At 45.0% G+C, this 25,195-nt stretch carries 15 protein-coding genes; 7 read left to right on the top strand and 8 right to left on the bottom strand.

Annotated elements, in window-relative coordinates:
- Nucleotides 1-6 precede the first annotated feature (6 nt).
- Both LZG72_RS24365 and LZG72_RS24360 read left to right on the top strand, forming a co-directional pair.
- On the top strand, nucleotides 7-3,120 hold the full coding sequence (locus tag LZG72_RS24365) for an efflux RND transporter permease subunit (RefSeq protein WP_233877748.1): 3,114 nt from the start codon (nucleotides 7-9) through the stop codon (nucleotides 3,118-3,120).
- A gap of 100 nt (nucleotides 3,121-3,220) precedes the next feature.
- Entirely contained in the window at nucleotides 3,221-4,720 is a 1,500-nt protein-coding gene (locus LZG72_RS24360) for a hypothetical protein (protein WP_233877747.1), read from the top strand.
- 90 nt (nucleotides 4,721-4,810) lie between these two features.
- On the opposite strand, the gene metK is transcribed toward LZG72_RS24360, so the two are convergent.
- From metK to LZG72_RS24345, 3 genes are all read right to left on the bottom strand, one after another.
- On the bottom strand, nucleotides 4,811-6,091 hold the full coding sequence (metK, locus tag LZG72_RS24355) for a methionine adenosyltransferase (protein WP_233877746.1): 1,281 nt from the start codon (nucleotides 6,089-6,091) through the stop codon (nucleotides 4,811-4,813).
- Between the two features lie 215 nt (nucleotides 6,092-6,306).
- Nucleotides 6,307-7,185 carry a lipoyl synthase gene (lipA, locus tag LZG72_RS24350; RefSeq protein ID WP_233877745.1) on the bottom strand — a complete coding sequence of 293 codons (879 nt, stop codon included), beginning with the start codon at nucleotides 7,183-7,185 and terminating at the stop codon, nucleotides 6,307-6,309.
- A 6-nt stretch (nucleotides 7,186-7,191) separates the two neighbouring features.
- On the bottom strand, nucleotides 7,192-7,965 hold the full coding sequence (locus tag LZG72_RS24345; protein WP_233877744.1) for a hypothetical protein: 774 nt from the start codon (nucleotides 7,963-7,965) through the stop codon (nucleotides 7,192-7,194).
- A gap of 212 nt (nucleotides 7,966-8,177) precedes the next feature.
- Between LZG72_RS24345 and LZG72_RS24340 the strand changes: the two genes are divergently transcribed.
- Nucleotides 8,178-9,431 carry a 3-deoxy-D-manno-octulosonic acid transferase gene (locus LZG72_RS24340; RefSeq protein ID WP_233877743.1) on the top strand — a complete coding sequence of 418 codons (1,254 nt, stop codon included), beginning with the start codon at nucleotides 8,178-8,180 and terminating at the stop codon, nucleotides 9,429-9,431.
- Nucleotides 9,432-9,458: 27 nt separating this feature from the next.
- On the opposite strand, the gene LZG72_RS24335 is transcribed toward LZG72_RS24340, so the two are convergent.
- On the bottom strand, nucleotides 9,459-10,682 hold the full coding sequence (locus LZG72_RS24335) for an ROK family transcriptional regulator (RefSeq protein WP_233877742.1): 1,224 nt from the start codon (nucleotides 10,680-10,682) through the stop codon (nucleotides 9,459-9,461).
- Between the two features lie 338 nt (nucleotides 10,683-11,020).
- Here LZG72_RS24335 and rsgA point away from each other — a divergent pair, with 338 nt between their 5' ends.
- Both rsgA and mce read left to right on the top strand, forming a co-directional pair.
- On the top strand, nucleotides 11,021-11,956 hold the full coding sequence (gene rsgA / locus LZG72_RS24330) for a ribosome small subunit-dependent GTPase A (RefSeq protein ID WP_233877741.1): 936 nt from the start codon (nucleotides 11,021-11,023) through the stop codon (nucleotides 11,954-11,956).
- Nucleotides 11,957-11,971: 15 nt separating this feature from the next.
- Nucleotides 11,972-12,373 (top strand): methylmalonyl-CoA epimerase, encoded by a 402-nt coding sequence (mce, locus tag LZG72_RS24325; protein ID WP_233877740.1) that lies wholly within the window; start codon nucleotides 11,972-11,974, stop codon nucleotides 12,371-12,373.
- A gap of 293 nt (nucleotides 12,374-12,666) precedes the next feature.
- Here mce and LZG72_RS24320 read toward each other — a convergent pair whose 3' ends face one another.
- From LZG72_RS24320 to LZG72_RS24305, 4 genes are all read right to left on the bottom strand, one after another.
- A complete protein-coding gene (locus tag LZG72_RS24320; protein ID WP_233877739.1) occupies nucleotides 12,667-15,111 on the bottom strand; it encodes a BamA/TamA family outer membrane protein in 2,445 nt (814 codons plus the stop codon).
- A complete protein-coding gene (locus tag LZG72_RS24315; protein ID WP_233877738.1) occupies nucleotides 15,101-20,044 on the bottom strand; it encodes a translocation/assembly module TamB in 4,944 nt (1,647 codons plus the stop codon). Before LZG72_RS24315 ends, LZG72_RS24320 begins: the two co-directional genes overlap by 11 nt.
- A 136-nt stretch (nucleotides 20,045-20,180) precedes the next feature.
- Nucleotides 20,181-20,894 (bottom strand): hypothetical protein, encoded by a 714-nt coding sequence (locus tag LZG72_RS24310; protein WP_233877737.1) that lies wholly within the window; start codon nucleotides 20,892-20,894, stop codon nucleotides 20,181-20,183.
- A 263-nt stretch (nucleotides 20,895-21,157) separates the two neighbouring features.
- Complete coding sequence (locus LZG72_RS24305; RefSeq protein WP_233877736.1) at nucleotides 21,158-23,584, bottom strand: TonB-dependent receptor domain-containing protein; 2,427 nt, start codon at nucleotides 23,582-23,584, stop codon at nucleotides 21,158-21,160.
- Between the two features lie 269 nt (nucleotides 23,585-23,853).
- Between LZG72_RS24305 and LZG72_RS24300 the strand changes: the two genes are divergently transcribed.
- Nucleotides 23,854-24,051 carry a hypothetical protein gene (locus LZG72_RS24300; protein ID WP_233877735.1) on the top strand — a complete coding sequence of 66 codons (198 nt, stop codon included), beginning with the start codon at nucleotides 23,854-23,856 and terminating at the stop codon, nucleotides 24,049-24,051.
- A gap of 109 nt (nucleotides 24,052-24,160) precedes the next feature.
- Nucleotides 24,161-25,192: a quinone-dependent dihydroorotate dehydrogenase gene (locus LZG72_RS24295; RefSeq protein WP_233877734.1), complete on the top strand. Its 1,032-nt coding sequence runs from the start codon at nucleotides 24,161-24,163 to the stop codon at nucleotides 25,190-25,192.
- The last annotated feature ends 3 nt before the right edge of the window (nucleotides 25,193-25,195 follow it).

Below are 25,195 nucleotides of genomic sequence, written 5' to 3'. Positions count from 1 at the left end.
CGTGCTATGAGTATCTCAACACTCTCAATAAAGCGACCGGTTCTCGCAATTGTGATGAACCTGCTGATCATTCTTTTCGGATTTCTTGGATATAAATTCCTGGGAATGAGGGAATTCCCGTCCATTGATCCGCCGGTGGTCTCCATTCGGACGAGCTATACCGGGGCAAATGCGGATATTATCGAATCACAGATCACGGAGCCTCTTGAAAAACAGCTGAATAGTATTGAAGGGATCAAGTCGATCAATTCGATCAGCAGTCAGGGTACGAGCCAGATCACAGTCGAATTCGACATTGGTGTGAATATGGAACGTGCTGCAAACGACGTGCGTGATAAGGTAGGTTCTGCTTCCCGGACATTACCTCTGGATATCGATGGGCCGCCGGTTGTTGCAAAAGCCGATGCCAACTCGGAACCCATTATCGTACTTACTTTCAAAAGCGATACACGTTCTCACCTTGAAGTAAGTGATTATGCCGAAAATGTGATTGCACAGCGTCTTCAAACGATTGAAGGTGTGAGTGAGATCCGGATTTTCGGGCAGAAAAAATACGCGATGCGGATCTGGATGGATCCCATTAAAATGGCGTCTCTTGGTATTACTACGCAAGATGTAAAGATTGCCCTGGACAAAGAAAACGTCGAATTGCCCAGCGGAAAACTCGCCGGCGACAATACGGAATTAACCGTGAAAACGATCGGACGTTTCCGGACAGAAGATGATTTTAATGAAATGATCGTCAAAAATTCGGCCACTCAAACGATCCATTTAAAAGACATTGGCTATGCAGCGCTGGGCCCGGAAAATGAAGAAACGGTTTTAAGGCTCGATAACGTTCCGATGATCGGTCTGGCGATTTCACCGATGCCGGGGGCCAATTACCTCGATATCGCCCAGGAAGTAAACAAGCGGATGGCCGACATTAAAAAGGAACTTCCAAAAGATTACGAGCTCGACACACTGATCGACAACACAATATTTGTTGAAAGATCTATCGAAGAAGTGGGAGAAACGCTGCTCATCGCGATCATTCTGGTGGTACTGATCATTTACCTGTTTTTCCGCGACTGGCTCATTGCATTCCGTCCGCTGATTGACATTCCGGTATCTCTGATCGGGACATTTTTTGTGATGTACATCATGGGTTTTTCCATTAATGTACTGACACTTCTTGCAATCGTTTTGGCTACCGGACTGGTTGTGGATGATGGAATTGTCGTCACGGAAAACATTTTCAAAAAGATCGAGCAGGGAATGGGGCCCATTGAGGCCGCGATTAAAGGTGCTAATGAGATCATTTTTGCGGTTTTATCTACTTCGATCACACTTGCTTCGGTATTCCTCCCGGTTATTTTTATGGAAGGGTTTGTCGGGAAGCTTTTCAGAGAATTCGGGATAGTGATCTCCGCAGCAGTTTTGATTTCTGCTTTTGTTTCGCTGACACTCACACCAATGCTGAATGCATATCTGGTTCGTAAAACGCATAAGAAGAGCTGGTTCTATGAAAAGACAGAGCCGTTTTTTGAGAAGATCACAGATAATTATGGTACCGCATTAGCCAAATTTCTCAAAATGCGCTGGGTTGCTATTCCGCTGGTTGTGATCACATTAGGGATGATCTGGTTTTTTGGGAAAGACCTCCAATCCGAACTGGCCCCACTCGACGACAGGAACTGGTTCCGTATCACCATGACCGCCCCCGAAGGTTCGTCTTACGAATTTACCGACCGTTATGTGCAGAATGTGGGACAAATGCTGATGGATTCTATGCCAGGGAGAAAAGGGTTAATGCTGATCACTTCACCCGGAAACTCAGGTTTGGGCGCCGCAAATACGGGCAGCGGAAGGATCGCATTGGTTGATAAAAAATTCAGGACGCAAACGCAGCAGGAAATTGCAGATTATATCAACCAGCAACTGAAACAAATGCCCGATGCCAAGTCGTTCGTCGTGCAGCAGCAGACCATTTCGGTGGACTCGCGTGGCGGGTTACCGATCCAATACGTGATCCAGGCGCCTGACTTTGAGAAGCTGCGCGAGTATCTGCCAAAATTCATGGAAGAAGCTTCCGAAGATCCTACGTTCGCGATCACAGATGTCAACCTGAAATTCAGCAAACCGGAAATCCAGATCGCAATTGACCGTGAAAAAGCGAAGTCGCTTGGTGTTTCGGTTCAGGATGTGGCACAAACCATGCAGCTTGCATTTGCAGGCCAGCGTTTCGGCTATTTCACCATGAATGGAAGACAATATCAGGTGATCGGGCAATACGACCGCACGAACCGCGATGAGCCATTGGATTTGAAAAGTATGTTTGTAAAAACGAGTAATGGAAGTCTGGTTCAGCTCGATAACATTGTGAAAGCGGAAGAAGAAAGCAGCCCGCCGCAGCTTTTTCACTACAACCGTTACATGAGCGCAACTGTGCAGGCTGCATTGGCACCCGGAAAAACGATCGGTGATGGAATCGCGGCTATGGACAGGATCAGGGATAAGTTGAAAGATGAATCCATTCAGACTTCATTGAGCGGATCGTCCAGAGATTATGCGGAAAGTTCTTCCAATACGATGTTCTCTTTTTTCCTTGCATTGATATTGATTTACTTCATTCTTGCTGGCCAGTTCGAAAGTTTCGTCGATCCGTTCATCATCATGTTCACCGTGCCGCTGGCGATTGGCGGGGCCGTGTTCTCACTCTGGTTCTTCGACCAGACCCTGAACATTTTTAGCCAGATCGGGATGATCATGCTCATTGGGCTTGTAACTAAAAACGGGATCCTGATTGTGGAATTCGCAAACCAGTTGCGTGAGCAGGGGAGAAGCATTCAGGAAGCCGCTTTGGAAGCAGCCACATTACGTTTCCGGCCCATTTTAATGACAAGTCTTGCTACGATCCTCGGTGCATTACCCATTGCGATGGCTTTAGGTTCGGCGGGTAAAAGCCGGATGTCGATGGGGATTGTGATTATGGGAGGACTATTATTCTCGCTGGTGCTCACATTATATGTGATCCCGGCCATTTATACTTTCTTCTCAAGACCTAAGAATTTTGAGAAAATGAAAATGATTGAACGGATTGCTCATGATAGCGAACTTGAAGAAGAAGCGCATTTCTGATCTTTTGTTTCTTTTATTAAGAAAGGAGCTGTCTTCAAAAAAGGCAGCTCCTTTCTCTTTTTAAATTAGTTACCGAAAGTTACTACTTACTCTCCTCTATATGACCGTTTCTACTCTGCGTAAAATCAGTGTTGGCTATTTGCTGATGCCCAATTTAATTTTTGCCTGGGGTTGGTTCATTCCATCGATTTCCTTCCTTGTGATTTTCATGCTTCTCTTGCTGTACATAAGAGAACTCGGAAAGAAGGCCGATCGGGACCAGCTAGGATTTACCTTAGCTGATCTGGGTTTTTTAGTAGGTATTGCGGCTGTCTGGACATTCCTTTCCGGAAATGGCGGGTACAGTTTCCAGATTTCCGATTCATATGGACACAACTCCAAATTTTATGATTTGGCGGCACACGAATGGCCCTATTATTTTCCAGGTGTCAACCGTCTTATTCGCTACTACTTTGGGTATTACCTCGTGCCGGCACTGATATTCAAAATGTTCGGGCAAGTATATCCTTCGGTCATTTTTGCGTGGACGTTTTTGGGTTTTCTTCTGGGAATTTCGTGGGTTTACATACTTCTTTTGAAGAACAAAACATTTGTGGTCGTCTTTCTTCTGATTGGCGGGATTGGGACGATCTTGTTCAGGATTTTATCAAAAATGTATTTGTTTGAATCCCAGGTAAATACTTTCAACATCAATATTGGATCGATATTCGATCAGTCCAGATGGGTCCCTAATCAACTCATTCCCAGTTTAATTGTGGGGTGCATTATTCTTTACGACACATCGGTTTCGAAGAGATTTCAGGAAAGTGTCTTCCCGATAACTTTATCGCTAACCTGGGCCATTTTTCCATTTGTGAGCCTCTGCACGATATTCGCTGTGAATTTCCTGTTCAACGTTAAACGGAGCGATTTGCTGACGTTTCGGATCATTCCGCTTTACATTTTGCCATTTGTATGTCTGGCGCCAACCCTGGCCTATTTTGCGGCGGGAGAAAAACTGCCTGTGCACGGTTTTGTTTGGGAATTTGCTGGCGACGGGCCTTTTATTATCCGGTATTTAACGGGCGTTTTCCTGGACGCGGTCATCGTTTATGTCATCTATCGTTTGCTCGCAGACCGTACAGCATTGTTGTCAAGAAATCTTATGACGGCCTTGTTCATTCTGTTTTTCTGCCTTTCCTCATTTGTTGTTGGAAAATGGAATGACTGGCTTACAAAAATGAATATCAGCTTCCTGGTTATTTTCCTGATCTGCATTTTAAGATTATTGCATACTCGATGGACCAACAAAGAATGGAAACCCAGCCACTGGGGATTGTCGCTCACGCTTGCGCTCGTTTTATGTCTGAATTTTTCCCACCAATTTTTGATCCTGATGCAGCCGTTACAGTCAAACGTTGTGGTGAGTGCGGTGACAGATAAAGCATTTGTAGCAACGCCATATAATGCGCACGGCGACTTGTATAAAACGCTTCGAAAGACGGGTAGTTTGGAGGAGGCCCAGCAATATATGGCAATGAAAAACTCATTTTATGAACAGTATCTGGCCAAGAAGAGAGTTACCCTTTTGAGTATCAAAAAACCGGAATTTTCGAGATAATTGTAGCGTTCTGAATTTCGAATGTTGCAACAAAAAAGGCTGTCTCACATATGTGCGGGACAGCCTTTTACACCTTAATGATATGTTAGGTCAAATCGCGAATTTCTCTTTAATCGCGTCTACGAAATCAAGCTTTTCCCAGGTAAACAGTTCTACTTCAACTTGTTTCTCTTCTCCGTTTGCTCCTTTAAATGACTTACTGACGATCTCATTTTTGCGTCCCATATGGCCGTAAGCAGCGGTTTCAGAGTAGATCGGGTTGCGAAGTTTCAAACGTTGCTCGATGGCATATGGGCGCAGATCAAAGATCTCACCGATTTTCTCAGCGATAGTACCGTCATTGTCTGATACTTTCGAAGTTCCGTAGGTATTTACGTAAAGCCCGCAAGGTGTTGCAACCCCAATGGCGTACGATACCTGAACCAGTACTTCATCACAAAGGCCGGATGCGACCATGTTTTTCGCGATATGACGGGTCGCGTAGGCAGCGGAACGGTCTACTTTGGAAGGATCTTTTCCGGAGAATGCACCACCGCCGTGTGCACCTTTTCCACCGTAGGTATCGACGATGATCTTACGGCCGGTAAGACCGGTATCTCCGTGTGGTCCGCCGATCACAAACTTGCCGGTAGGATTGATGTGGAAAGTAATGTCGCCGGTAAACAACTTTTGTAATTCCGGAGTAAGTTTTGCCTGCACGCGTGGAATCACAAGATTGATAACATCGCTTTTGATTTTCGCCAGCATAGCTTCTTCCGAATCGAAGTCATCGTGTTGTGTCGAGACAACGATGGTGTCAATACGCAATGGGACATTTTCGTCGCTATATTCAATCGTTACCTGCGATTTGGCGTCGGGACGAAGGTATGGGATCAGGTTTGACTCGGTATTCCGGATCAACGACATTTCCTGAAGGATCTTGTGAGCGAGATCCAGAGCCAGCGGCATGTAATTTTCTGTTTCGCGGGTTGCGTAACCAAACATCATTCCCTGATCTCCTGCTCCCTGTGCATTGGCTTTCTCCTCGAAACTGGTCGTCGCAACTGCACGGTCAACTCCCTGGTTAATATCCGCACTCTGATCGTGGATGGCAGACAAAATCCCGCAGGAATTTGCTTCAAACATATACTCGCTTTTCGTATACCCGATTTTCCTGATTACCTCGCGAGTGATTTTCTGTACATCCAGATACGTGTTGGTCTTCACTTCTCCGGCAAGTACAACTTGTCCCGTTGTTACCAATGTTTCGCAGGCTACTTTACTATCGGTGTCCCAAGCCAGGAAATTATCAATGAGTGCATCTGATATCTGATCTGCTACCTTGTCCGGATGTCCTTCAGAAACAGACTCCGAGGTGAATAAGTATGGCATAAATTGAAATTGTTTGAATTTGATTCCTTCCGGGAATTGTGTAATAAGTGTATGAAATGAAAAACAAAATTGAATTTTTTTAAGGCATTAACCAAATAAAAACGCATTGAAAAGTACACCTGGCAGATAGAAATTATGCACTGGCTAAAAACCGTATCAATAAGAAACCCTGCTCGTTTTGTTACAAGCAGGGTTTCTTAATTATCTACATGAAATCAGATCGGAACATTCACGTGTCGTTCGGCGTGATAGCTGGAACGGACGAGCGGGCCTGACTCAACATATTTCAGTCCTCTTTTCAAACCTTCCTCTCTATAATTTTCAAACATTTCGGGGGTAATCCATTCAATTACTTCATGATGCATTTTGGTGGGCTGCAGATATTGTCCCAGCGTCAGGATGTCCAGTCCGTTTTCTGCAAGATCGTCCATTGCTTTGTAAACTTCTTCCACCGTTTCGCCCAGCCCGAGCATAATACCCGATTTGGTACGTTGTCCGAATTCCTTTGTCCGTTTGATTTGTTCGAGACTGCGGCTATACTTGGCTTGCGGACGTACCGCACGGTATAAACGTTCCACCGTTTCCATGTTGTGAGAAACCACTTCCTGGCCGGCTTCGATCATGCGTATTAATGCGTCCCAATTGTTTTTCACGTCCGGGATCAATGTCTCAATCGTCGTTTCAGGTGTATTTTCTTTCACCTGTCTCACAGTCTGGTACCAGATTTCGGCACCGCGGTCTTTCAGCTCATCACGGTTTACAGAGGTAAGAACCGCGTGTTTAACCTGCATTAGTTTAATGGCTTCTGCCACTCGTCTCGGTTCGTCCGTATCATATTCGTTTGGTCTTCCGGTAGCCACTGCGCAAAAGCTGCAGCTCCGGGTACACACATTTCCAAGAATCATAAAAGTGGCAGTGCCTGCGCCCCAGCATTCTCCCATATTAGGACAATTCCCACTTTCACAAATCGTATGCAGTTTGTAGTTATCAACCAGCTGTCTCACTTTTCGAAACTCTGGTCCGGCGGGAAGTTTTACTCTGAGCCAATCGGGACGTTTTTTTCGCTCCGACGGAATAACGGGTAATTCAATCATAATAAACTATCTTTTTTTGCTACCAAAATAGAGCGTAAGGTAGCCGGAAGTGTAAAAGCTTCTGTTTTCAGCAAAAGCCATAATTTGTACTTGTCTCGTAAATGCCTCGGCAATAAAACCAATCTCTATGCCGGTTACATTCTCTCTGAATGCGCTGAGTTCGAAGCTCATAGCCGTTTTTATATGTAAGCCGGGGACGATCTTGCTTTTACCAAAACCCTGGAAAAAACTACCAGCGCCAACGATACCAGTTGTCTGAGTACTTCCTGCATGCTTCACAGGATCAAAAGGTTCAGTCACCACGCGACCGTCGGATGATTGGAACTGAACCATATACGGTTTTTCAAGTCCCAGGGAAGGTCCGGCAGCCAGGATTCCGCTGATCGAAATGCCTTCATCCTCGTGCCTGTTGAATAACGTCAGTTCACGACCGTACTCCGGCCGGATAACGAACAGATAATTTTGCTTTCCGTAAACTAGCCTCGCGCCGGTAACGAAATCCTGTGTTGAAAGCTCCTTCGGATGCTTCACATTGACAACCTCCACCGCCAGGTAGCGATATTGGTTTTTTCCGAACAGTTTAGAAGAAAGAGCAGATGACTGACGAAAAACGGCCCCGCCAAGTATGCCGGAGTTCGTATTGGTGCTGATACCTACTGAGGTGAAAGATTTATAGCTCTCCTCACTGTCCTCATTCTTCGCTGCCCTCCTTTGAGCGTATATATCTGTCGATAGTACAAACAGGATAGATACTGATAGTAAAAGTTTTACACGCATCATGCTAATTTATCTTCGAGTAGGTATGTGTTTTACAAATAGTGAAAGTACAAAATAATCGTGTAAGCGTTTCCATACCAACATCACTTTAACGGTTTTTTGTACTTTTATGTTCTTTAAACGAAAAAAGACAGAAAAAAGCCTGCCAAAAATTACGGATCAGCGTGATTTTTCGAAACATTTTTTAAACATAATCTCCTTTTACTCAGATTCCTTTGCTCGAATTCACCTATCAACTTGCAATTAGTCTTTTTGCCTTTCTTATTAAATTTCTTGCCCCATTTAATGCTAAAATAAAACTCGGGGTTGAAGGACGAAAAGGGTTACTCGAAAAGCTGGAACATTCGTTTGCCGCGCTAGCCGGTAACAGGCCGGTTGCGTGGTTTCACGCAGCTTCTCTAGGGGAATTTGAGCAGGGCAGGCCCGTCATCGAAGCTTATCGGAACCGTTATCCGGATCATTTTATCCTGATCACCTTTTTTTCTCCGTCTGGTTATGAGATCCGAAAAGACTACAAAGTAGCGGATTACATTTGTTATTTGCCGGTAGATACCCGGGCAAATGCGCGACGTTTTATCCGCATTGTCCAACCCCGGATCGCGTTCTTTATCAAGTATGAATTCTGGTTCAATTATCTGCGGGAGCTGGAAAAAACAGGAACATCCATCGTTTCTTTCTCGGCTATTTTTTCAAAGAATCAATCTTTCTTTGGCCCATTTGGCGGATTTTTTCAAAAAATGCTGCGAAGGTACAGTCACATTTTCGTTCAGAACCAGGAGTCGGTCAGGCTTTTAACCGAGATCGGGATTTCAGAAATCAGTATGGCCGGCGACACCCGTTTCGACCGTGTTAAGACCATTGCATCGCAAGCGAGGGAATTACCTGAGATTGCCAGCTTCAGAAACCAGGCATTTTGTATCGTTGCAGGCTCCGTCTGGGATGCAGATATGCAGGTTTTGATTCCGGCACTAAATGCATTGAAAGGAAAGTTTAAAGCAATTATCGCGCCACATGAAATAAAAAGGGAAGAGATTGAAGGGTGGCGTGCCAAGCTGGGAGGAACGTCCATTTTGTATTCCGAAATGACAGACGGGCAGCCTGAAAGCTTTGATTATCTGATTATTGACAACATCGGAATGCTTTCTTCTTTGTACCGCTACGGCGATGCGGCATTTATAGGCGGCTCATTCGGTGCGGGGTTGCATAACGTGCTGGAAGCGGCGACGTTTGGTTTACCGGTTGTTTTCGGAAACAAAAGTTACCATCGTTTTCAGGAAGCTGCCGACCTGATTCAGGAAGGTGGTGCTTTTGTGGTTCGGGATAGTAATGAGGTGAAACAGATTGTCAGCTCATGGATACAGGATTCGGAGAAAAGGCTGGAAGCAGGAAAGATCAGCCGTAATTATGTTCTGAGCAAAATCGGTGCTACCGAAAGGATTATGAGAAAAGTAGAGGAATTAATGGGTTGATGCGGCGTCCGCATCAACCCATACGTATCAAGGAAATTCTTTTGCGATTAAATGCTCAAATAAATGAGCCTGCGTGCCAAGCAAACGAGCTTTGGCGCCAAGTTTGGAAATGTGGATCGATAAAGGATTTTTGAAATCGGATAAACAGTATTTGTTGATCGCCTGCTCGATAGGGTTGGAAATAAATGGTCCCGCCTCAGCTAAAAGACCTCCTACAATAATCACTTCGGGATTGAACAAATGCACGGCCGTTGCCAGTCCTTTACCAAGTTCCGTTCCTACCTTGCTCAAAAGATCAATCGAAAATTCGTCACCTGCGTGAACGGCTTCGATGATATGTGAAGTTTCCAGAAGATCCAGATCATTATTAACGATTTGCGTCAGTATCGTAGCTCTCCCCTTCTGAATGCCTTCTTTCGCCTGACGGATCAGCGCAATGGCAGAAGTAATGGTGTCCAGGCAGCCAACTTTTCCGCAATGGCAGAGCATTCCATCTGGCTTAACCTGAATGTGGCCAAGTTCTCCGGCGAAACCGGAAGCTCCGTTGAAAACTTCGCCATTAATAACAATCCCCAAACCGACGCCCCAGTCAATATTGATCGTTAAAACCTGCGATTTCTCGACCGCAAAACCAAACCGGTGCTCACCGATCGTAGTTGCTTTGGTATCGTTGAAAAGGCAGACCGGCAGCTTGAAATGTTTCTTCAAATGGGCCACCAGGGGTACGCCCGAAGGTGTAAGGTTGGGGTAGGTAAGGTTAATGCCTTTTGATGTATTGATCAGTCCTGGCATGGATACGCCGATGCCCCAAAGTTTGCTGAAACTAATGTTGTTAGATTCCAGAAAGTCGTCGGTAGCTGCAAAAAGCTCCTCAAGAAAAGTAATGGAATCATCGAGTCGGATATCTACTTTTCGCTTGACGATCAGTTGGTTGTGTAAATCAAATATTACCAGCTGCGTGTCATGGCGGTTGATATCCATGATCAGGGTCAGGTACTTTTTTGCACTAAGACCGTACAAAACCGGCGGTCTCCCGGCTCGCGCAGGGCCAGTGCCCGTTTCCGTAATCCAGCCTTCACGCATGAGGTCATTTACAATACCTGTTGCAGACGGAATACTCGCATGAAACAGCCTCGCCATCTTATTGATCGACGTGTCGCCTGACTGATATAAATGTAGTAAAAGGTTACTTCGAATGCGGTTTTTGCGAATATCAATGACGGAATTGGGTTCTTCTGCAACTAGGTCCATTGTGGGGAGTGAGTATTCTGTGGTGTTTGTTTTTAAGATTCCTTATGATCTAAACGCACTAATGTATGAATAAAGCCTTTAATTTACTTGCTATATTAAAAAATATTACTATTTTATTTTTGACTGATAAACGTGATTAAAAGTGTGGTTCCCCAAATCAATTATCCTCATTAAGATGCGCCTGGCCAGGTATTCTGGAATAAAGCGCCAGGGGTAAAAACACAACTGACCAAAAAACTACTTAGCATATTGATCATATTTTAACCTTTAGTGGTTTAATTTTGCTTGTTTCTTCGAAACTCCCTTAAAATTCGCTACTTGCAGGAAAAATAGGAAGAATGAGCTTGATTAAAGGATTGGTACTTCGTTCTACCGGTTCGTGGTATGAGGTGCGGGACAGTCGCGACGGTCACATCTGGCAATGCAGACTGAAAGGAAAATTTAAGGCATTAGGACTGAAAGTCACGAACCCGATTGCGGTCGGTGACTACGTCCATTTCGAGGTGGAAGACGAGGTGCAGAACTTTGGGATCATCCATGAAATACAACCGCGTGAAAATTATGTAATCCGGAAATCGGTACACAAAACAGCCCACGCACACCTTATCGCTGCAAACGTCGACCAGGCGGTTTTGATTGCAACGCTTGTTTTTCCAAGAACTTCTCTTGGCTTTATCGACCGGTTTCTCGTCGCGATCGAGTCTTTCCGCATTCCCGGGGTGTTGGTGTTCAACAAACAGGATCTGCTGAACGACGACATGAAGGAATTTCAGTCCGAGCTGATGGACCTTTATACCAGTCTTGGTTATACGTGCATGGCCGTAACAGCCTTGGAGGAGGATGGCCTGGGCGAATTCGCATCCTTGCTCAAAGGAAAGGTAACCTTACTTTCCGGGCACTCGGGTGTGGGTAAATCTACATTGGTCAATGCGATTGCGCCGGACCTGGATATCAAAACGCAGGAAGTTTCCACATTTGCCAACAAAGGCGTTCATACAACGACTTTTGCGGAAATGTTTGAACTGGAACCGGATACTTACATCATCGATTCGCCGGGGATAAAAGAGCTTGGTCTGGCTGATACGAAAGCGGAGGAGATCAGTCACTATTTTCCGGAAATGCGCGATCTTTTAAATCAATGCCGCTTCAATAACTGTCAGCATATCAATGAGCCCGGGTGTGCTGTAAAAAGTGGGGTGGAGCAGGGAGAGATCGCATTGAGTCGTTACGAAAGCTACCTGAGTATGGTTGGCGACCAGGATAATCGCCGTTAAAAAAGATCAGGATCTATGCTTAATGTAGAACATATCGGTATTGCTGTCAAACAGCTTGAAAGTGCTGAGAAGCTTTTCTCCGCTCTGTTTCAGGTTTCGCCATATAAGCGGGAAGTTGTTGATTCCGAACAGGTTGCTACTTCCTTTTTTAAAATTAATCAAACCAAAATCGAGCTCCTGGAAGCCACTTCTCCCGATAGTGTTATCGCCGGATTTTTAGATAAAAAAGGCGAAGGTTTTCACCATATCGCCTTTGAAGTGGATGACATCGTTGCCGAAATGGCACGGTTGCAATCCGAAGGTTTTATACTGCTAAATAAAGCTCCGAAGAAAGGTGCCGACAATAAACTGGTCTGTTTCCTGCATCCCAAAAGTACGAATGGGATGTTGATCGAGTTGTGCCAGGAGATTAAGTAAGGTTGTTTTAGCCTTCCAATAAGTGGACTTTTAGCAGTTGCCGAGGCAGAAGTCACTTCAATATCTCAATCTAACAGTTCAGATGCTGACCTGATTGGGTTTACCACAGCGGAGCCTGGGTTGACCGACCGTTAATCATCGCTCTAAGCGCGCGAGGGCTTTGGATGGGATTTACTTTCGATCCCAGCTGTCAGTAAATGAGCAGGGAAAAATCACCTTAAAAGCTACGGTTACTGTAATAGGTAAAACCTTCTCTGTTGTCAGAAATAATTGGAACAGGGTGCATTAACATTTTAGAACGGCAGCCCAACAGCAATATTTAAGATCAGATTCTCCTTCCGCCAAGCCTTGCTTCCAAAATTGACTTCGTTGAACACCCAGGGATTTTTGTTTTTGGTCGGATCGTCGGGGTTGTCAGGGTCAGCCAGTCCTTTGTACCACGGCTTGCGGAATGGAGTTGCAAGATCGAGCCGGAAAATCAGGAATGAGAAGTCGAGTCGCAGACCTATACCGCCGCCGACTGCCAACTGTCGAAGAAATCCTTTGCTGATTAGCCCCCGCGAATCGTAGTTTGCCCGCAGACTGTCCCCGAATGCCCAGATGTTTCCGGTGTCAACAAAGACTGCACCATTTATAATTTTTGTAAATGCCATCCGGACCTCGCTATTGAATTCCATTCGGATATCCGCAAACGACTGATAACCAAACAAGTTAATCTGTTGCGTATCAGGGGGGTAAGATCCCGGGCCGAGCGATCTGGCTCTAAAGGCCCGAATTCCGGTACTGCCACCGCCAAAGTACTGCTTGAATAGCGGAGTCTGCATGGTTTTGGAGTTCCCGTACGGCCGAATCGCTCCCAAAATAAGACGGTTTGCCCATTTGATCGACGGGGTAATGGTTCTGTAATACCTTACATCCCCGTCCAGTTTAATGTATTGAAATACCGGAACGCGCAAAAACTCTTTTGGTAAAGTATCGTTCGGGGCCGGTGGCCGTTTTGCAAACAGACTCAGAAGATTTCCGCCATAATCAATTCCGCCTGACAATGCGAACTGGTTTCTGCTGAATGGTTTCGGTGTCGGGCGGTATGAAACAGAATAGTTTGATCCAGCGATAAAGTACTTCTGGTCAACTAATCGGAAAAGTCTTAAAATATCTAATGGATTCACGTTTGGATCATCACCGATGTCTCCTAAAAGTTCGGTATTAACCTTCCTGGGTTCAACATAGTTGATTGAAATAGGTGTCAAAGTGTGCTCAACTTCTTTGTTTCTCCTCCATACGTATGACCAATCCCCGCGGATCGATCTCGTGGTGTAGAAATTACGTTGAATTCTGTTTTCGAAAGCCAAAGAAAGAATCGTTTTAGGCAATACCTGACTCTTCTCAGGACGGATCCGTGCAAAGGGAATCACAAACCTTGGAAATGAAAGATCTGCGGTAACTCCATAACGGATATATTCATTTCCTGCACGATTCGTGGTGGATTGCGCCCGGTTACCTCCCAACTGCACATCAAATCCAAAATAGGGACTTATTGAAAGCATTTCGGCGCCTTTAAATGTATTCTTGTTGCGCCACGTCAGATTGAGCTGCGAACCACCCAGGTTATTGGACTTGGTACTGGCAGCAATCGTAGTCTGAATGGACTTTTTCTTTAAAGGCGAGAGATCATAATGTACGTCCAGTAAAGCTGAGTCAGATCTCGGTACCAGATCAAAACGGTTTCTTACAAACTTAAAATTTTGAAGGTTAACCAGTCGTTGCAGCGATACGTCGTGCATGGTATTGGTGTACATATTTCCCCTTCTGAAACCGATGGCATCATAGAAGATCCGCCTTTTGTAGAGTTTGCCCGGGTCATTGATCGTAAGCCCCCGACGTACAGGTCCCTGGTTTACAACCGAATCCGCCGTTGCCTTATTTGCGTCCGTGCCGGTATTTACAAAGATCCGGTTGATGAAATACTGTTTCAGATAATTTTGCGCTGTCTCTTTTTTGACTTCCAGAAAGAGGTTGACCTGCTGAGGGGCCAGCGTAGAATCGGCCCTTCCAATGGTGGAATCAACTTTAATGATCAGATAGTCGGGGTTGAAATAGTAATATCCTTTTCCCTTTAATTCAAGATCAATGCGATTACGCTCGGACGAAATCACGTCTAGTCTCACAGGGTCCCCTTTTTTCAGATACGTGTCCTTTTTGGATAAAACGAGGTCTCGGTTGAACAATGAGCTGTCGGGTACCACGTAGCTGATTTCATTGATCACATATCTCGGCATTATGTAAGCCTCATACTCAGCGGTAGCGGTCCTTCGCTTTTCTTTTTTGCTCGGTACAAGTTTGCCAGATGCCGAAGAACGGTAGTACCCTTCATTGTCCAGAAAGGAAACCATATTCTTTGCATTAATATCCACAATGCGCTGCGTAGCAAAGCGTGGGGCTTCACCCAATTTATTGCGAAACCAGCTTTTTAAGCCACCTTCGTTTTTAGGTTCTCCAATCCAATAGTAAAACCACACTTTGTATGGAAAGCCGAAAAGTGTCTTATTCGGCGGTGGCTTGATAATGCTTTCCAGCTGACTTTCCAGACCCGAAATATTCGGTTTTGTGATCGTGTCGGCGGTAGCTTTCACTGAGCTGCCTACATAGAGACTTTGCCCGGCGGGGATATATTTATTGACGGAGCAGCCCGACAATACAATGCATGAAATCAGTATTACTAATAAACTATTCTTCATTTCTCTGCTTTTGAAAGATTTCACGGAACAGATCGTAGTCTGCCGTTATAATAAAACTTACCCCGGTTTCAATGATGAAACCTTCCAAAATGGATTGATATTGATTTTTACGATAACCCCGGAAAAGATACCGGCCGTCTTTGGTAATGGAGTAATCGAGCGCGATGTTGTCAAACACTTCCGTTGAACTGGCCGAGTTGCTTTGACTTTCCAGTTCAAAGTTCTTACCCACCGAAACTTTCAATCGGTTGTTTAAGAATGCTTTACTCAAACCAAGATTCAAGTCCGTTCTTGCACCGGTTGTTTGATCAGCGGTTGAATTGAGGCCAATGTCCAGGTCTACGCCTTTGATCAGGTCGGAGGCAAGGTTGTTCAATTGATCGCTGAGCAACTGGCTCACACTCTGGCGGGCGACAGCTTCCGCGCTTGAACCAAGATTGAAACCAGGTGAGGATTGATCAGTGATAAATTTATTGGTGATCAACAGCGCAAACGCCTGTTTGTTCATTTCCGACGGATTGTTCTGCATATCGCTCCAGAAAGTCTGGTTAGAAATGTCACTGCGCACCTGTTCGTCGATCTGGGTTTCAGGCAATACAACGTTGAAAGTAATGTTAGGTGTAGTAAGGTTACCCGTGATCACGATCTGCACTTCCACCGGTATTTTGCTGGCACCCTGAAATTTCTCCGCAATGGAACCTGGATCGACCATGACCGGATATGAAGCGGTAATGTTCAGGTCCGCTTTCATTACATCACCTGTCCAGAGCAACGTACTGCCTTTTTGTATTTCAAATTGCCTTTTCAGGATTTGCAATGTCAAATCGTATGAACCCTCGGTTACGTCATAGGATCCCAGAAGAAACAGCTGACCATTCGGGGCGATTCCCGTATTCAGCTGGGCATTTCCTTTCAGGCGGATATTATCTCCATTCAGCTCGTCGATCACTACCTTAAATTCGGACTTGTCATCTACCGAGATTTCCAAGTCGATCTGGGAAGCAAAATCAACCATTATATTCGTTGGTACCGAATCAAGTTTAGCGACTTGCGTAGAATCGCTCATATCTACGAATTCAATAATTCCTTTTGAAGCGTCGCCGGCCTCAGTCGCGTCATTTGGCATGACGAAGGTCACATTGCTTCCAGGATCAACCTTAATACTACCGTCGATAACCGATTTTGAACCCTGACCTTTCACACTCAGGTTCGCGTCAATATTCGCTTTCCCAAAAAACAGCTCGTTTTCCTTTTGGGTTGAATTAAGAACATTGAAGTTCTTGCCTGAAATGGTCAGATTGTACCCTACATCCGGAATATTCGCCAGACTCACATTTCCATCGATCTTCATTTGCTGGTTCAAGGAATCGGCAATGATGAAATTGTTGAAATTGACGTTCTGGTTGTTGAATGAGATTTTTTGGTTTGCCAGTGAATACCGTGAACCTAGTTGGGTAGGTGTAAATGCAAACTCATTGAAATTTACTGCACCATTTAATTTCGGGCTATCCGTAGATCCGGTGATCTTAATGTCGCCGGTCATATTACCCTCGGCCCGTTTCAGTTGACCAAAGCTGAATGCCTCGATGGTTTTTGCGGTCAGTTTTTTAAGGTTGAGGTTGAAATCCATCGGACTGTCGGACTTCAGATTATAGCTGCCAGTCAATCCCAGATCATTTTCCCCATTAATCAAAGTCATCGCCACTCTGATCAGGTTCTCCGTTTCGTTGGTTGATTCAATGGAAAGATTTCCTACGGGAATTTTTGTTACTGCAAGACTGTCAATCGTTAGCTTTCCGGTATAAACCGGGGCTTTCATATAATCACGCAGCAAAATCTGTCCATTCAAAATCCCACTTGCCATGGTCGAATCGCGGGTCGCGATTTCAATGAGCGGGCCGATTGAAATGTTGGTCATCGCAATGTCCAGCGGACTATTTGGCTCCGCCGACGTACTGTTGATTTTTAAAGACTGACCCTGATTGCTGATCACGAAGTCTTTAACATACAAACTATCTGTCGCATACTGGATGTAACCGGATGTGTCTGTCGCCCAGTTAGCGTAATTCAGCATCAAATTATCTCGAAGATTCAACCGGTACTGGTTGTTCGCAATTGCCAGATTACCTTTCACAATATGCCTTTCGGCTGCCAGGGAATCTTTAACGACAAAGTCAAATTTCACATCGTTATCCTCAATGTCGCTGCGTAGCGATGCATTCTGGATTCTGAAACTACCTGCATTCACAATGCCGACATCCGCATTCAAAGCCGCATTTTGTTCCAGGGCTATCACGTCAACTGTAACGCGTTCCGTCCGGATGCTGTCGTAATCCACCATTGGAATGCTTAGCCTGGCGACAATAGAAGAGTCTTTCTGATTGTCCACCTGCGCGTGAAACTGAACCGGGTTCATTTCCCTCAATTGCGGGACAAATGTTTTGATAACCGGGTGGTTAATGACAGTCGCATCCACTGTAAAATTGACCGGCCTGGTAACTTCTTTATAGGTAATGCTCGGAGCTTTGAAATGCTTACCTACTTCGGTCAAAAGCACATCGGCCAACTCGGTATAAACATAATTGCCCGCCATTTTCACTTTTAGGAAAGGCGAATCCACAGTAGCCTGCCTTTCACCGCTCGAATCAGTCAGTGCCAAGCTGATACTGTCCATGGCGATGGGCCGGCGGTGATGCGTCAGCACAAGGTCATCGATATTGACCGTTCCGAGTGGATTTTCAGGGTTTGTCGAAGGCATATCCACTTTGATATTGCCTTTTACCTGCATCGAATCGGCATATAGGTTTAACGCAGTCAGATCCACGTGATCTATATGAACATCGGCTTTGACAGAAGGAAATTCTTTCGACAAATCGGCCTGGGCAGTGAGGTTTACATCAATGTTGCGGTCTTCCATATCGGCTGAAATATTCGCCATACCGTGATCGACATCGCCACGCAAACTCAGATTGGTATACACATATCCTTTAATGTCCGCACTCTGAATGTTACCATCCAACCGTGCAACCATCGTTTTCGGAGCGTAACCCACACCTTCCAGATCGGTGCGCAATGTAAGTTTGCCCATTTCCTGCGGCGGCTGTTTCATGAGCTTGCCCAGGTCAAATTCATTAAATGCAAGCGTACCGTTATACCGGGCGCGAATGCTGTCCGTAATGTTTACCAGTGTTCCCGAAAATGTACCGGTACCAAATGAAGTATTAATGGTAGTGGTCAATGTGAGGTTTTCCATTGATCCTTTTACTTTTCCGGAGATTTTGATATTCTCAGGAAGTTCGATCGAAGCTGGAACTGCGCTATCCGGCAGCATTTTGAGCAGATCCTGTTTTGTAGAAGAAATCTCATTGATATTCAAATCCATCGCCAGCTTATCTGCATTTGGCAAACCTTGGATACGTCCCGTCGCATTCAAAACTGTTCCATTTAACATGCTGAATTTTGCTTCCGAAATCAGCATATCGTCCACAGAACCTGTGATTTGGCCGGAGCCTTTTACCACGCCATTTGGTTCTGAGTCGAATGGAGGTGTTTTTGCCAAATCAGGAACCAGTAACAGAATGTCAGCGAATGCAATACGGCTGTCTTTTAGGCTTAGCTTCAACTTTACTTTGGCAATGTCTTTTGTCAGCTGATCCAGGTTTTGGTAGCGAAGCGTAAGTTCGTCCCGCAATGTGGTGTTCGGTGTTCGAACGAGCATGTTTCTTAAATAGGTTTCCTGCGCTCCGTAAGCAAAATCGGTATGGAATTCCTGTAATTTAAATCCGCTTTTCTCATTAAAAGAACCTGATTTCAATGCGCCGGAAATGACTTCGGGGGAGAAAATAAAGTTCTGCAGATCGATATTCAGATCTTTGATGTTTAAATGCGCGAAATCCAAACCTTTCGGCTGGGCAGGAGTATTGTTGTCGTCGTAACGGATGTCGTTATTAACCAGCTTAATGTCACCCACTTTAACATTCCAGCCTGGCGATTCGGCGGCGGGAGCATTGGCTGCGGTGGCAATCGTATCTTTTATGGCTTCTGCTTTTGCTTTTTTCGCGAATTCAGCAAATACTGACATGTTTTCCAGTGAGACATTCCTCACATCTACCTGCTGGCTTCCCATGAAGATCTTGTTCACATGACCCGAGAATTTTCCAACCGTCACACCGTTTTTCAAACCGGAAACCTCGTCGTCAAACTGCCATTTAAATTGGGTAATATCAATATCCCCGAGTTTCAGATCCAGCGAATCGGCCGGGTCGGGCGGGGGACTGGCAGAAGCTGTTTTTAATGCAGGATACATCCGCAACTTTGCCTGGCTGTTCATCAGCGCTACGGCTGTCGGGTGATATTGGGATAAGGATGGATTGAACTTATCGAACTTCACCGTTGCCGAATCAATATTCGCAAGTGCGTCCATCCCGGTTACGGCGTCGCGGTAAGAAAGCCGGACATTTTTCAATGCGATCTGATCCAGGCGCATTTCCATCGGCGCTGAACTTGTATCGGTTTCAACAGCTGCGGTGTCCGAACCAGCAAATGCATCGATGATAAACTGGAAGTTGAAAACGGTGTCCGGGAGCACGCGGTTAATATTCGCATTAATCCCTTCGAGCTCGATCTTGTTAATGCCAATATTTCCTTTAATAAGGCTGTACATGTCAAGATCAACATACAATCTCTTTCCGGCAACGAGCGTGTCGCCGTGTGTATCCTCAAAATAAACGCCTTCGAGCAGGATCCAGTCCGGAATATCGAACCTTACCTTCTCGATGTTTACATTGGTTTTAAGTTTCTTGCGTAGAAATGAATTAGCCTGTGTTGTTAAAAAATTCTGTCCGAAAGGTGTCTGTATTCCCCAAATCAATACGCCTACCAAAATCAATAAGGTCAGTATTACAATTGCCAATACTTTTAGTGCTTTCTTCATTCCTAACTGTTAGTCCCGTTTCGTCCGAAAACAGGTGATTTTTAATTTGTGTGCCTGATAAAAAATCTGGATAGCTGAGTTTTGAAACTAACTATCCAGTTCTTGATTATTGGGTATCTGTTTGGTTTTAAGTCGCCTATCGTTTAAACAACTCAACATTCACCTGGTCATTGACCGTCACCGAAGACTTGATCGTAACCGGCTTTTTGTCTACCGAATTCACCTCAACCAATTTGGTCGGATACGAAATTCCATAGGCAGACTTGGCGTAATCAGACATATCGGTCGTGGTTTCAACTCCGGCCAACGTATCTTTCTGCCGGACCAGCAATCCGGTTTTTGCATCAAAATAGAGATTATACCGGATCCCGTTTCCCTGAAGCTCCACATTGTTGACCTGCACGCCATTCAACGTTTCGGTTCCTACGGTTGTAGCTATCAAACCCCTCGTTTTGTAATCGATAAAAGGCGCCAGGTTTTCATACATTTCAAAACGCATGTTTGTCTGTTCAGCCTGGCTCAGATCTTTCACGTCCAGTTTTTGGCCGATAAGCACCTTAATCCATCCCTGATTTCCTTTTACGGTATACACAAAACTACGTTTCATGATGGTTTTGGATTTGTAAATGGACTGGTCCGGAAGCGACGCAGTGATAACGGCATCGTATGGCGTCGCCGCAGCCGCGGTGTAGCTTCTTTTTACATTATAAGTTTTGACGCCGCTCCACAGGGTTTTTCCTCCGGTAGCATTGTAGTAGTTGGCGAAAATCGAATCCGGAGATAATTTCTGACCGAATGATGAACTGGAAATGAGCAGCAGTAATGCCCATAAATTCAATGATTTTTTCATTTTAATTGATTGTTATGGCCCGAAAACCTTTGTTTACTATCTGAGAGGAATAATTCTATCCCATATCTTAGAGCATTATATCTCATCGTGGTTTAATGTAAGTAAAATGGCGACTACTGCTTTCAGATTAGTTGCAAAAACCATTCCTGTCGTCAACAAATACTCAATATTGCCCGTATTTGTGGAATTTGGGGCATAAAATTGAAAAAGGAAAGGCGAATGACCGACCTTTCCTTTTTCTTAATATTTGTTAACGGCATCTACTATGCGTCATCTCCGCTCGCCGATATTTTACCGAAACGGTATTGAAATGTGAGGTTTACCAGTCTGTTTGTCTGCTGCCAATATGAATTCTGTGCATAAGTAGCGGTATTCAGCTGGCTTTTGTAAGATCTCGACAGGAAAATGTCCTGGACATTAAATGAAATTGTTGCTTTTTTTTCCAGCAGATCTTTCCGGATACCCATATTGGCGATAAAAACACCCTCTCTCGTTCCTTGTGCAATGGCCCTGGGCCCTTCATAATTGACATAAGCCGAAGCCCGGAAGTCTGCCGGAAGAGTAATGAATGCATTCAGGTTACCTGAGTAGCTCCACGTGCGGTTATCAATCTGCGCAACTGTGGAAACCACCTCGCTGCGGAAAACCCTGCCGCTACCATTCAGTTTCAGGATGTCGCCGATCTTTTGTGAAAAATCAGTTTCAAATCCATAAGAGAATTCTCTGCCCACATTGTCATATCGTGATAATGAAATGCCACTTGCATCGATCGTTCTGATCTGTGTGATTGCATTGTTGGAGTAATCCATAAACAGGGAAGGTCCCCAGCCACCCGATGCTTCATAGTTTGAATAACCCATTTCAGCCTTGTGAGTGAATTCGGGACGGAGGTTGGGATTCCCTGCCCGCACGTTTCGCGGATCGGAAACATCGGTGAAAGGATTGAGCCAGTCGGCCTCGGGACGTTGTACCCGGCGGCTGTAATTCAATTTCAATTGCGACGATTCACCTAGTTTACGGGTAACTGCCAGTGAGGGTACCAGCGTAAGGAAATGAACTTTGAACTCGCGGTTAATGCTGATCTGATCGATGCTCTGATTGTAATCCGTAACTCTCAATCCGGCGCGCATTCCCCACAGATCTGTTTTTTGAGAAAAAGTCATGAAACCCGTGTAAGTCGCATCATTGTATCCGAACACATTACTGATATTCTGGTCAAATTCGTAGCCGCCAGTTTCTCTGTTTTTGTTGTAAAACGAATTGGTATTGTCATTCGAGCTCATTCTTGACCGAAGACCAACTTCCAGAGTAGCTTTCGGGGTGATGGGCCAGGTATAATCCGTATTCAGAAAAAGCGATTTGCGATTGTTGTCACGCAGATTTTGCTGATTTCTCATCAGGCTGTCAATTACGCTTTCCTGCACATAATATGATTCTCCGTCGGAGCCGCCCAGAGAGTAGCTGCTGGTGAAGGTGAGCTGATGATCTTTGTCATCAAATTTCTTTCGATAATCAAAATTGAAGTTGAGGTTGTGGCCATTTCCGGAGCCGTTGTTGAGCCGGCGAAAGCGTTCCGAAACAACGCCCGGAGTAAGGCTGGTTTCGTTGAGCAGATTACTATTCGTGCGGTTATTATCCATCGAATAATTCACCCCTGCCTCGATTGAATTCTTTTCGTTCAAATCGTAATTCATCCCCACGCGCCCAAATGCATTTTTTCCTTTGTTCGCCCCCTCACCTGATTGTTCCAGATGCGATGTACTTTCAGAAATGAAGTTGTCGCGGCTGAGCGTTCTTTTCCAGGTCATGCCGCGGGTATTTCCACTGAGCGATGCATTTACTCCAAATTTGCCTGCGCGGTAACTGACATTTCCGGAAGCATTGTGGTTGTTTTTATTTCCAAGACTCAGTCGCATTCCGCCATTCGTACCCCGTATCTTCGACTTTTTAGTAATGATATCAATCACACCCGACGCGCCTTCGCCTTCGTACTTTGCGGATGGAGTAGTCATCACGTCGATGCGCTCGATGAGGTTGGCGGGGAAGGATTGTAAAATGGTAGGCAAATCGCTGCCGTACAAGTTGGATGGCTTTCCGTCGATAAGTACCACCACATTGCCTTTTCCTCGCACCTGAGGATTTCCATTTTCGTCGAGGGACACAGCAGGGACTTTTTCGAGCAGGTCGCTCACATTGTTGCTGGTCGCAAGCATATCCTTTCCAATGTTGACGATCTTCTTGTCAATGTCGTCGACGATCATACTTTTTTCGCCCCGTACGATAACCTCATTCAGTTTTTGAGCTTCGGGAGTAATGGTGATTGTTCCGAGGTCCACCAGGTTCGCTTCGGTAGCAACACTTACATTTGGCACAAAAAGAGTCTGATAACCCATGTTCGTAACCCTTAATATGTACTTGCCCGGCGTTACGTTGGCCAAGGTGAAAATCCCGTTCTCGTCCGATACCACGCCATTGACCAGTGCCGAGTCTTTGGACATTAGCAAGGCAATCGTCGCAAAGCTGACAGCAGCATGCGTTGGTGATTCCACTATTTTTCCCACCAGTTTGCCACCATCGGCATGGGGCGTTTTGGCGCTAGTTGCAGAGGCAATCGAAATTGTTGAGAGCGTAGGAAAAGTGTAAACCAGTAGAATGAGTGCGGTAACGTTCAGGAAACGAATGTTTTTCACGAGTATAAATTTTTGATTTTTATTAGGAGTTAAGTTGAGATTCCGAAATCAGGCGCAACCAAAAATGGACCTTAATCCATTCGCAAGACCTCATAGGAATTGCATTACCTGAATATTGCTAACGTGTACGTTAACGAAACCATTACATAAAAGTATTAAAAAAATAAGATTGCGTATCTTTTGGTTGGATATGATTTTTCATTAGTTAGTACACTATCTTAACCAGCGCCTTTGGTTTTGTATTTTTGTATTAGACTAATTGAGTTAAAATGAAAAAAAAAGAATTGAAAATATATCAATCTTTTCAAGAACTGGAATTGGATCAGATCAGGGCTGGCGTCGAAATGTCACTTGAAGAGCGGTGGAATGCCTTCTGGAAATTGAGGAAGTTTCATGAGGAGGTGTTCCCAGCACCAGCGTCAGAATCCCTGGATGACAGCCAAACGAAAAACGATTATACTATATAAACCAACATGGATTTAGAGAATAACGGGTTTTTGAATTTCGTAAAAGCTGCGAAAAAATAAAATCCCTTCCCCTTCTGCCGCTTCCTGCCAAAGGTGATACCTTTGCAGCATGTACAAGATTCTGATCTCCCCTTTACTCTTTCTGTTTGACGCCGAGCGGATTCATTACTTTGTTGCCGAAGTATTACACATTGCCTTCAAAATCCCGTTTGTTCCTCAGCTACTGAGGAGTATGTATACGTTCGAGCACCCGGGCCTTGTTCAGGAAGTAGCTGGTTTACGTTTCCGGAATCCCGTCGGGCTTGCGGCGGGGTTTGATAAAAATGCTGAAATGGTCGATCAGCTGGAAGCGTTAGGCTTTGGCTTTATTGAGATCGGGACGGTCACGCCACGTCCTCAACCGGGTAATGATAAACCCAGGTTGTTTCGTCTCAAAAGTGACAAAGCGTTGATTAACCGCATGGGTTTCAACAACAAAGGAGCTCAGGTTGCAGCTGCGAAACTCGCCAGCCGAAAATCGAAAATATTGGTGGGAGGGAATATTGGGAAAAATAAAGACACGCCAAACGAGCGTGCGCTCGACGATTACCTGATCTGTTTTCGGGAGTTATTCGATGTCGTCGACTACTTCGTGGTAAATGTAAGCTCGCCAAATACTCCGGGATTGAGAGATTTGCAGGAAAAAGAACCACTTACTGCATTACTCCGCGAACTTCAGAAAAAGAATAAAGAAAAATTTAATCCAAAACCCATATTTTTAAAGATTGCTCCGGACCTGACGTTTAGCCAACTGGACGATATCATTGAAATCGTAAAAGAAACAGGCATTGCCGGCGTTATCGCTACCAATACTACGATCAGCCGCGATAACCTGCGAACCAGTAAAAGTGAAATTGAAAAAATCGGGGCAGGTGGCCTCAGTGGCGCACCGCTCACACACAGGTCGACGGAGGTAATTCGTTACCTTTGCGACAAATCGAATCATGCGTTTCCAGTAATTGGTGTTGGAGGTATTTCTTCACCGGAACAAGCTTTGGAAAAACGAAATGCAGGTGCCGGGCTGGTCCAGGTGTACACCGGATTTATTTATGAAGGCCCGGGCCTGGCGAAAAGGATCTGTAAAGCATTGGTTAAAAAGTGATTT

Origin of the sequence: Dyadobacter sp. CY323 (assembly GCF_021390245.1) — a bacterium.
Classification (GTDB): Bacteria; Bacteroidota; Bacteroidia; order Cytophagales; family Spirosomataceae; genus Dyadobacter.
The sequence above is the reverse complement of the archived record's forward strand: the minus strand, read 5'-3'. Positions and strand labels throughout refer to the sequence as shown.

Excerpts from the sequence above, each read along its gene's own strand:
- LZG72_RS24295 (WP_233877734.1), top strand. The coding sequence starts at position 24,161 with ATGTACAAGATTCTGATCTCCCCTTTACTCTTTCTGTTTGACGCCGAG.
- LZG72_RS24360 (WP_233877747.1), top strand. The coding sequence starts at position 3,221 with ATGACCGTTTCTACTCTGCGTAAAATCAGTGTTGGCTATTTGCTGATG.
- metK (WP_233877746.1), bottom strand. The coding sequence starts at position 6,091 with ATGCCATACTTATTCACCTCGGAGTCTGTTTCTGAAGGACATCCGGAC.
- rsgA (WP_233877741.1), top strand. The coding sequence starts at position 11,021 with ATGAGCTTGATTAAAGGATTGGTACTTCGTTCTACCGGTTCGTGGTAT.
- mce (WP_233877740.1), top strand. The coding sequence starts at position 11,972 with ATGCTTAATGTAGAACATATCGGTATTGCTGTCAAACAGCTTGAAAGT.
- LZG72_RS24315 (WP_233877738.1), bottom strand. The coding sequence starts at position 20,044 with ATGAAGAAAGCACTAAAAGTATTGGCAATTGTAATACTGACCTTATTG.
- LZG72_RS24310 (WP_233877737.1), bottom strand. The coding sequence starts at position 20,894 with ATGAAAAAATCATTGAATTTATGGGCATTACTGCTGCTCATTTCCAGT.
- LZG72_RS24300 (WP_233877735.1), top strand. The coding sequence starts at position 23,854 with ATGAAAAAAAAAGAATTGAAAATATATCAATCTTTTCAAGAACTGGAA.
- LZG72_RS24320 (WP_233877739.1), bottom strand. The coding sequence starts at position 15,111 with ATGAAGAATAGTTTATTAGTAATACTGATTTCATGCATTGTATTGTCG.
- LZG72_RS24365 (WP_233877748.1), top strand. The coding sequence starts at position 7 with ATGAGTATCTCAACACTCTCAATAAAGCGACCGGTTCTCGCAATTGTG.
- LZG72_RS24335 (WP_233877742.1), bottom strand. The coding sequence starts at position 10,682 with ATGGACCTAGTTGCAGAAGAACCCAATTCCGTCATTGATATTCGCAAA.
- LZG72_RS24345 (WP_233877744.1), bottom strand. The coding sequence starts at position 7,965 with ATGATGCGTGTAAAACTTTTACTATCAGTATCTATCCTGTTTGTACTA.
- lipA (WP_233877745.1), bottom strand. The coding sequence starts at position 7,185 with ATGATTGAATTACCCGTTATTCCGTCGGAGCGAAAAAAACGTCCCGAT.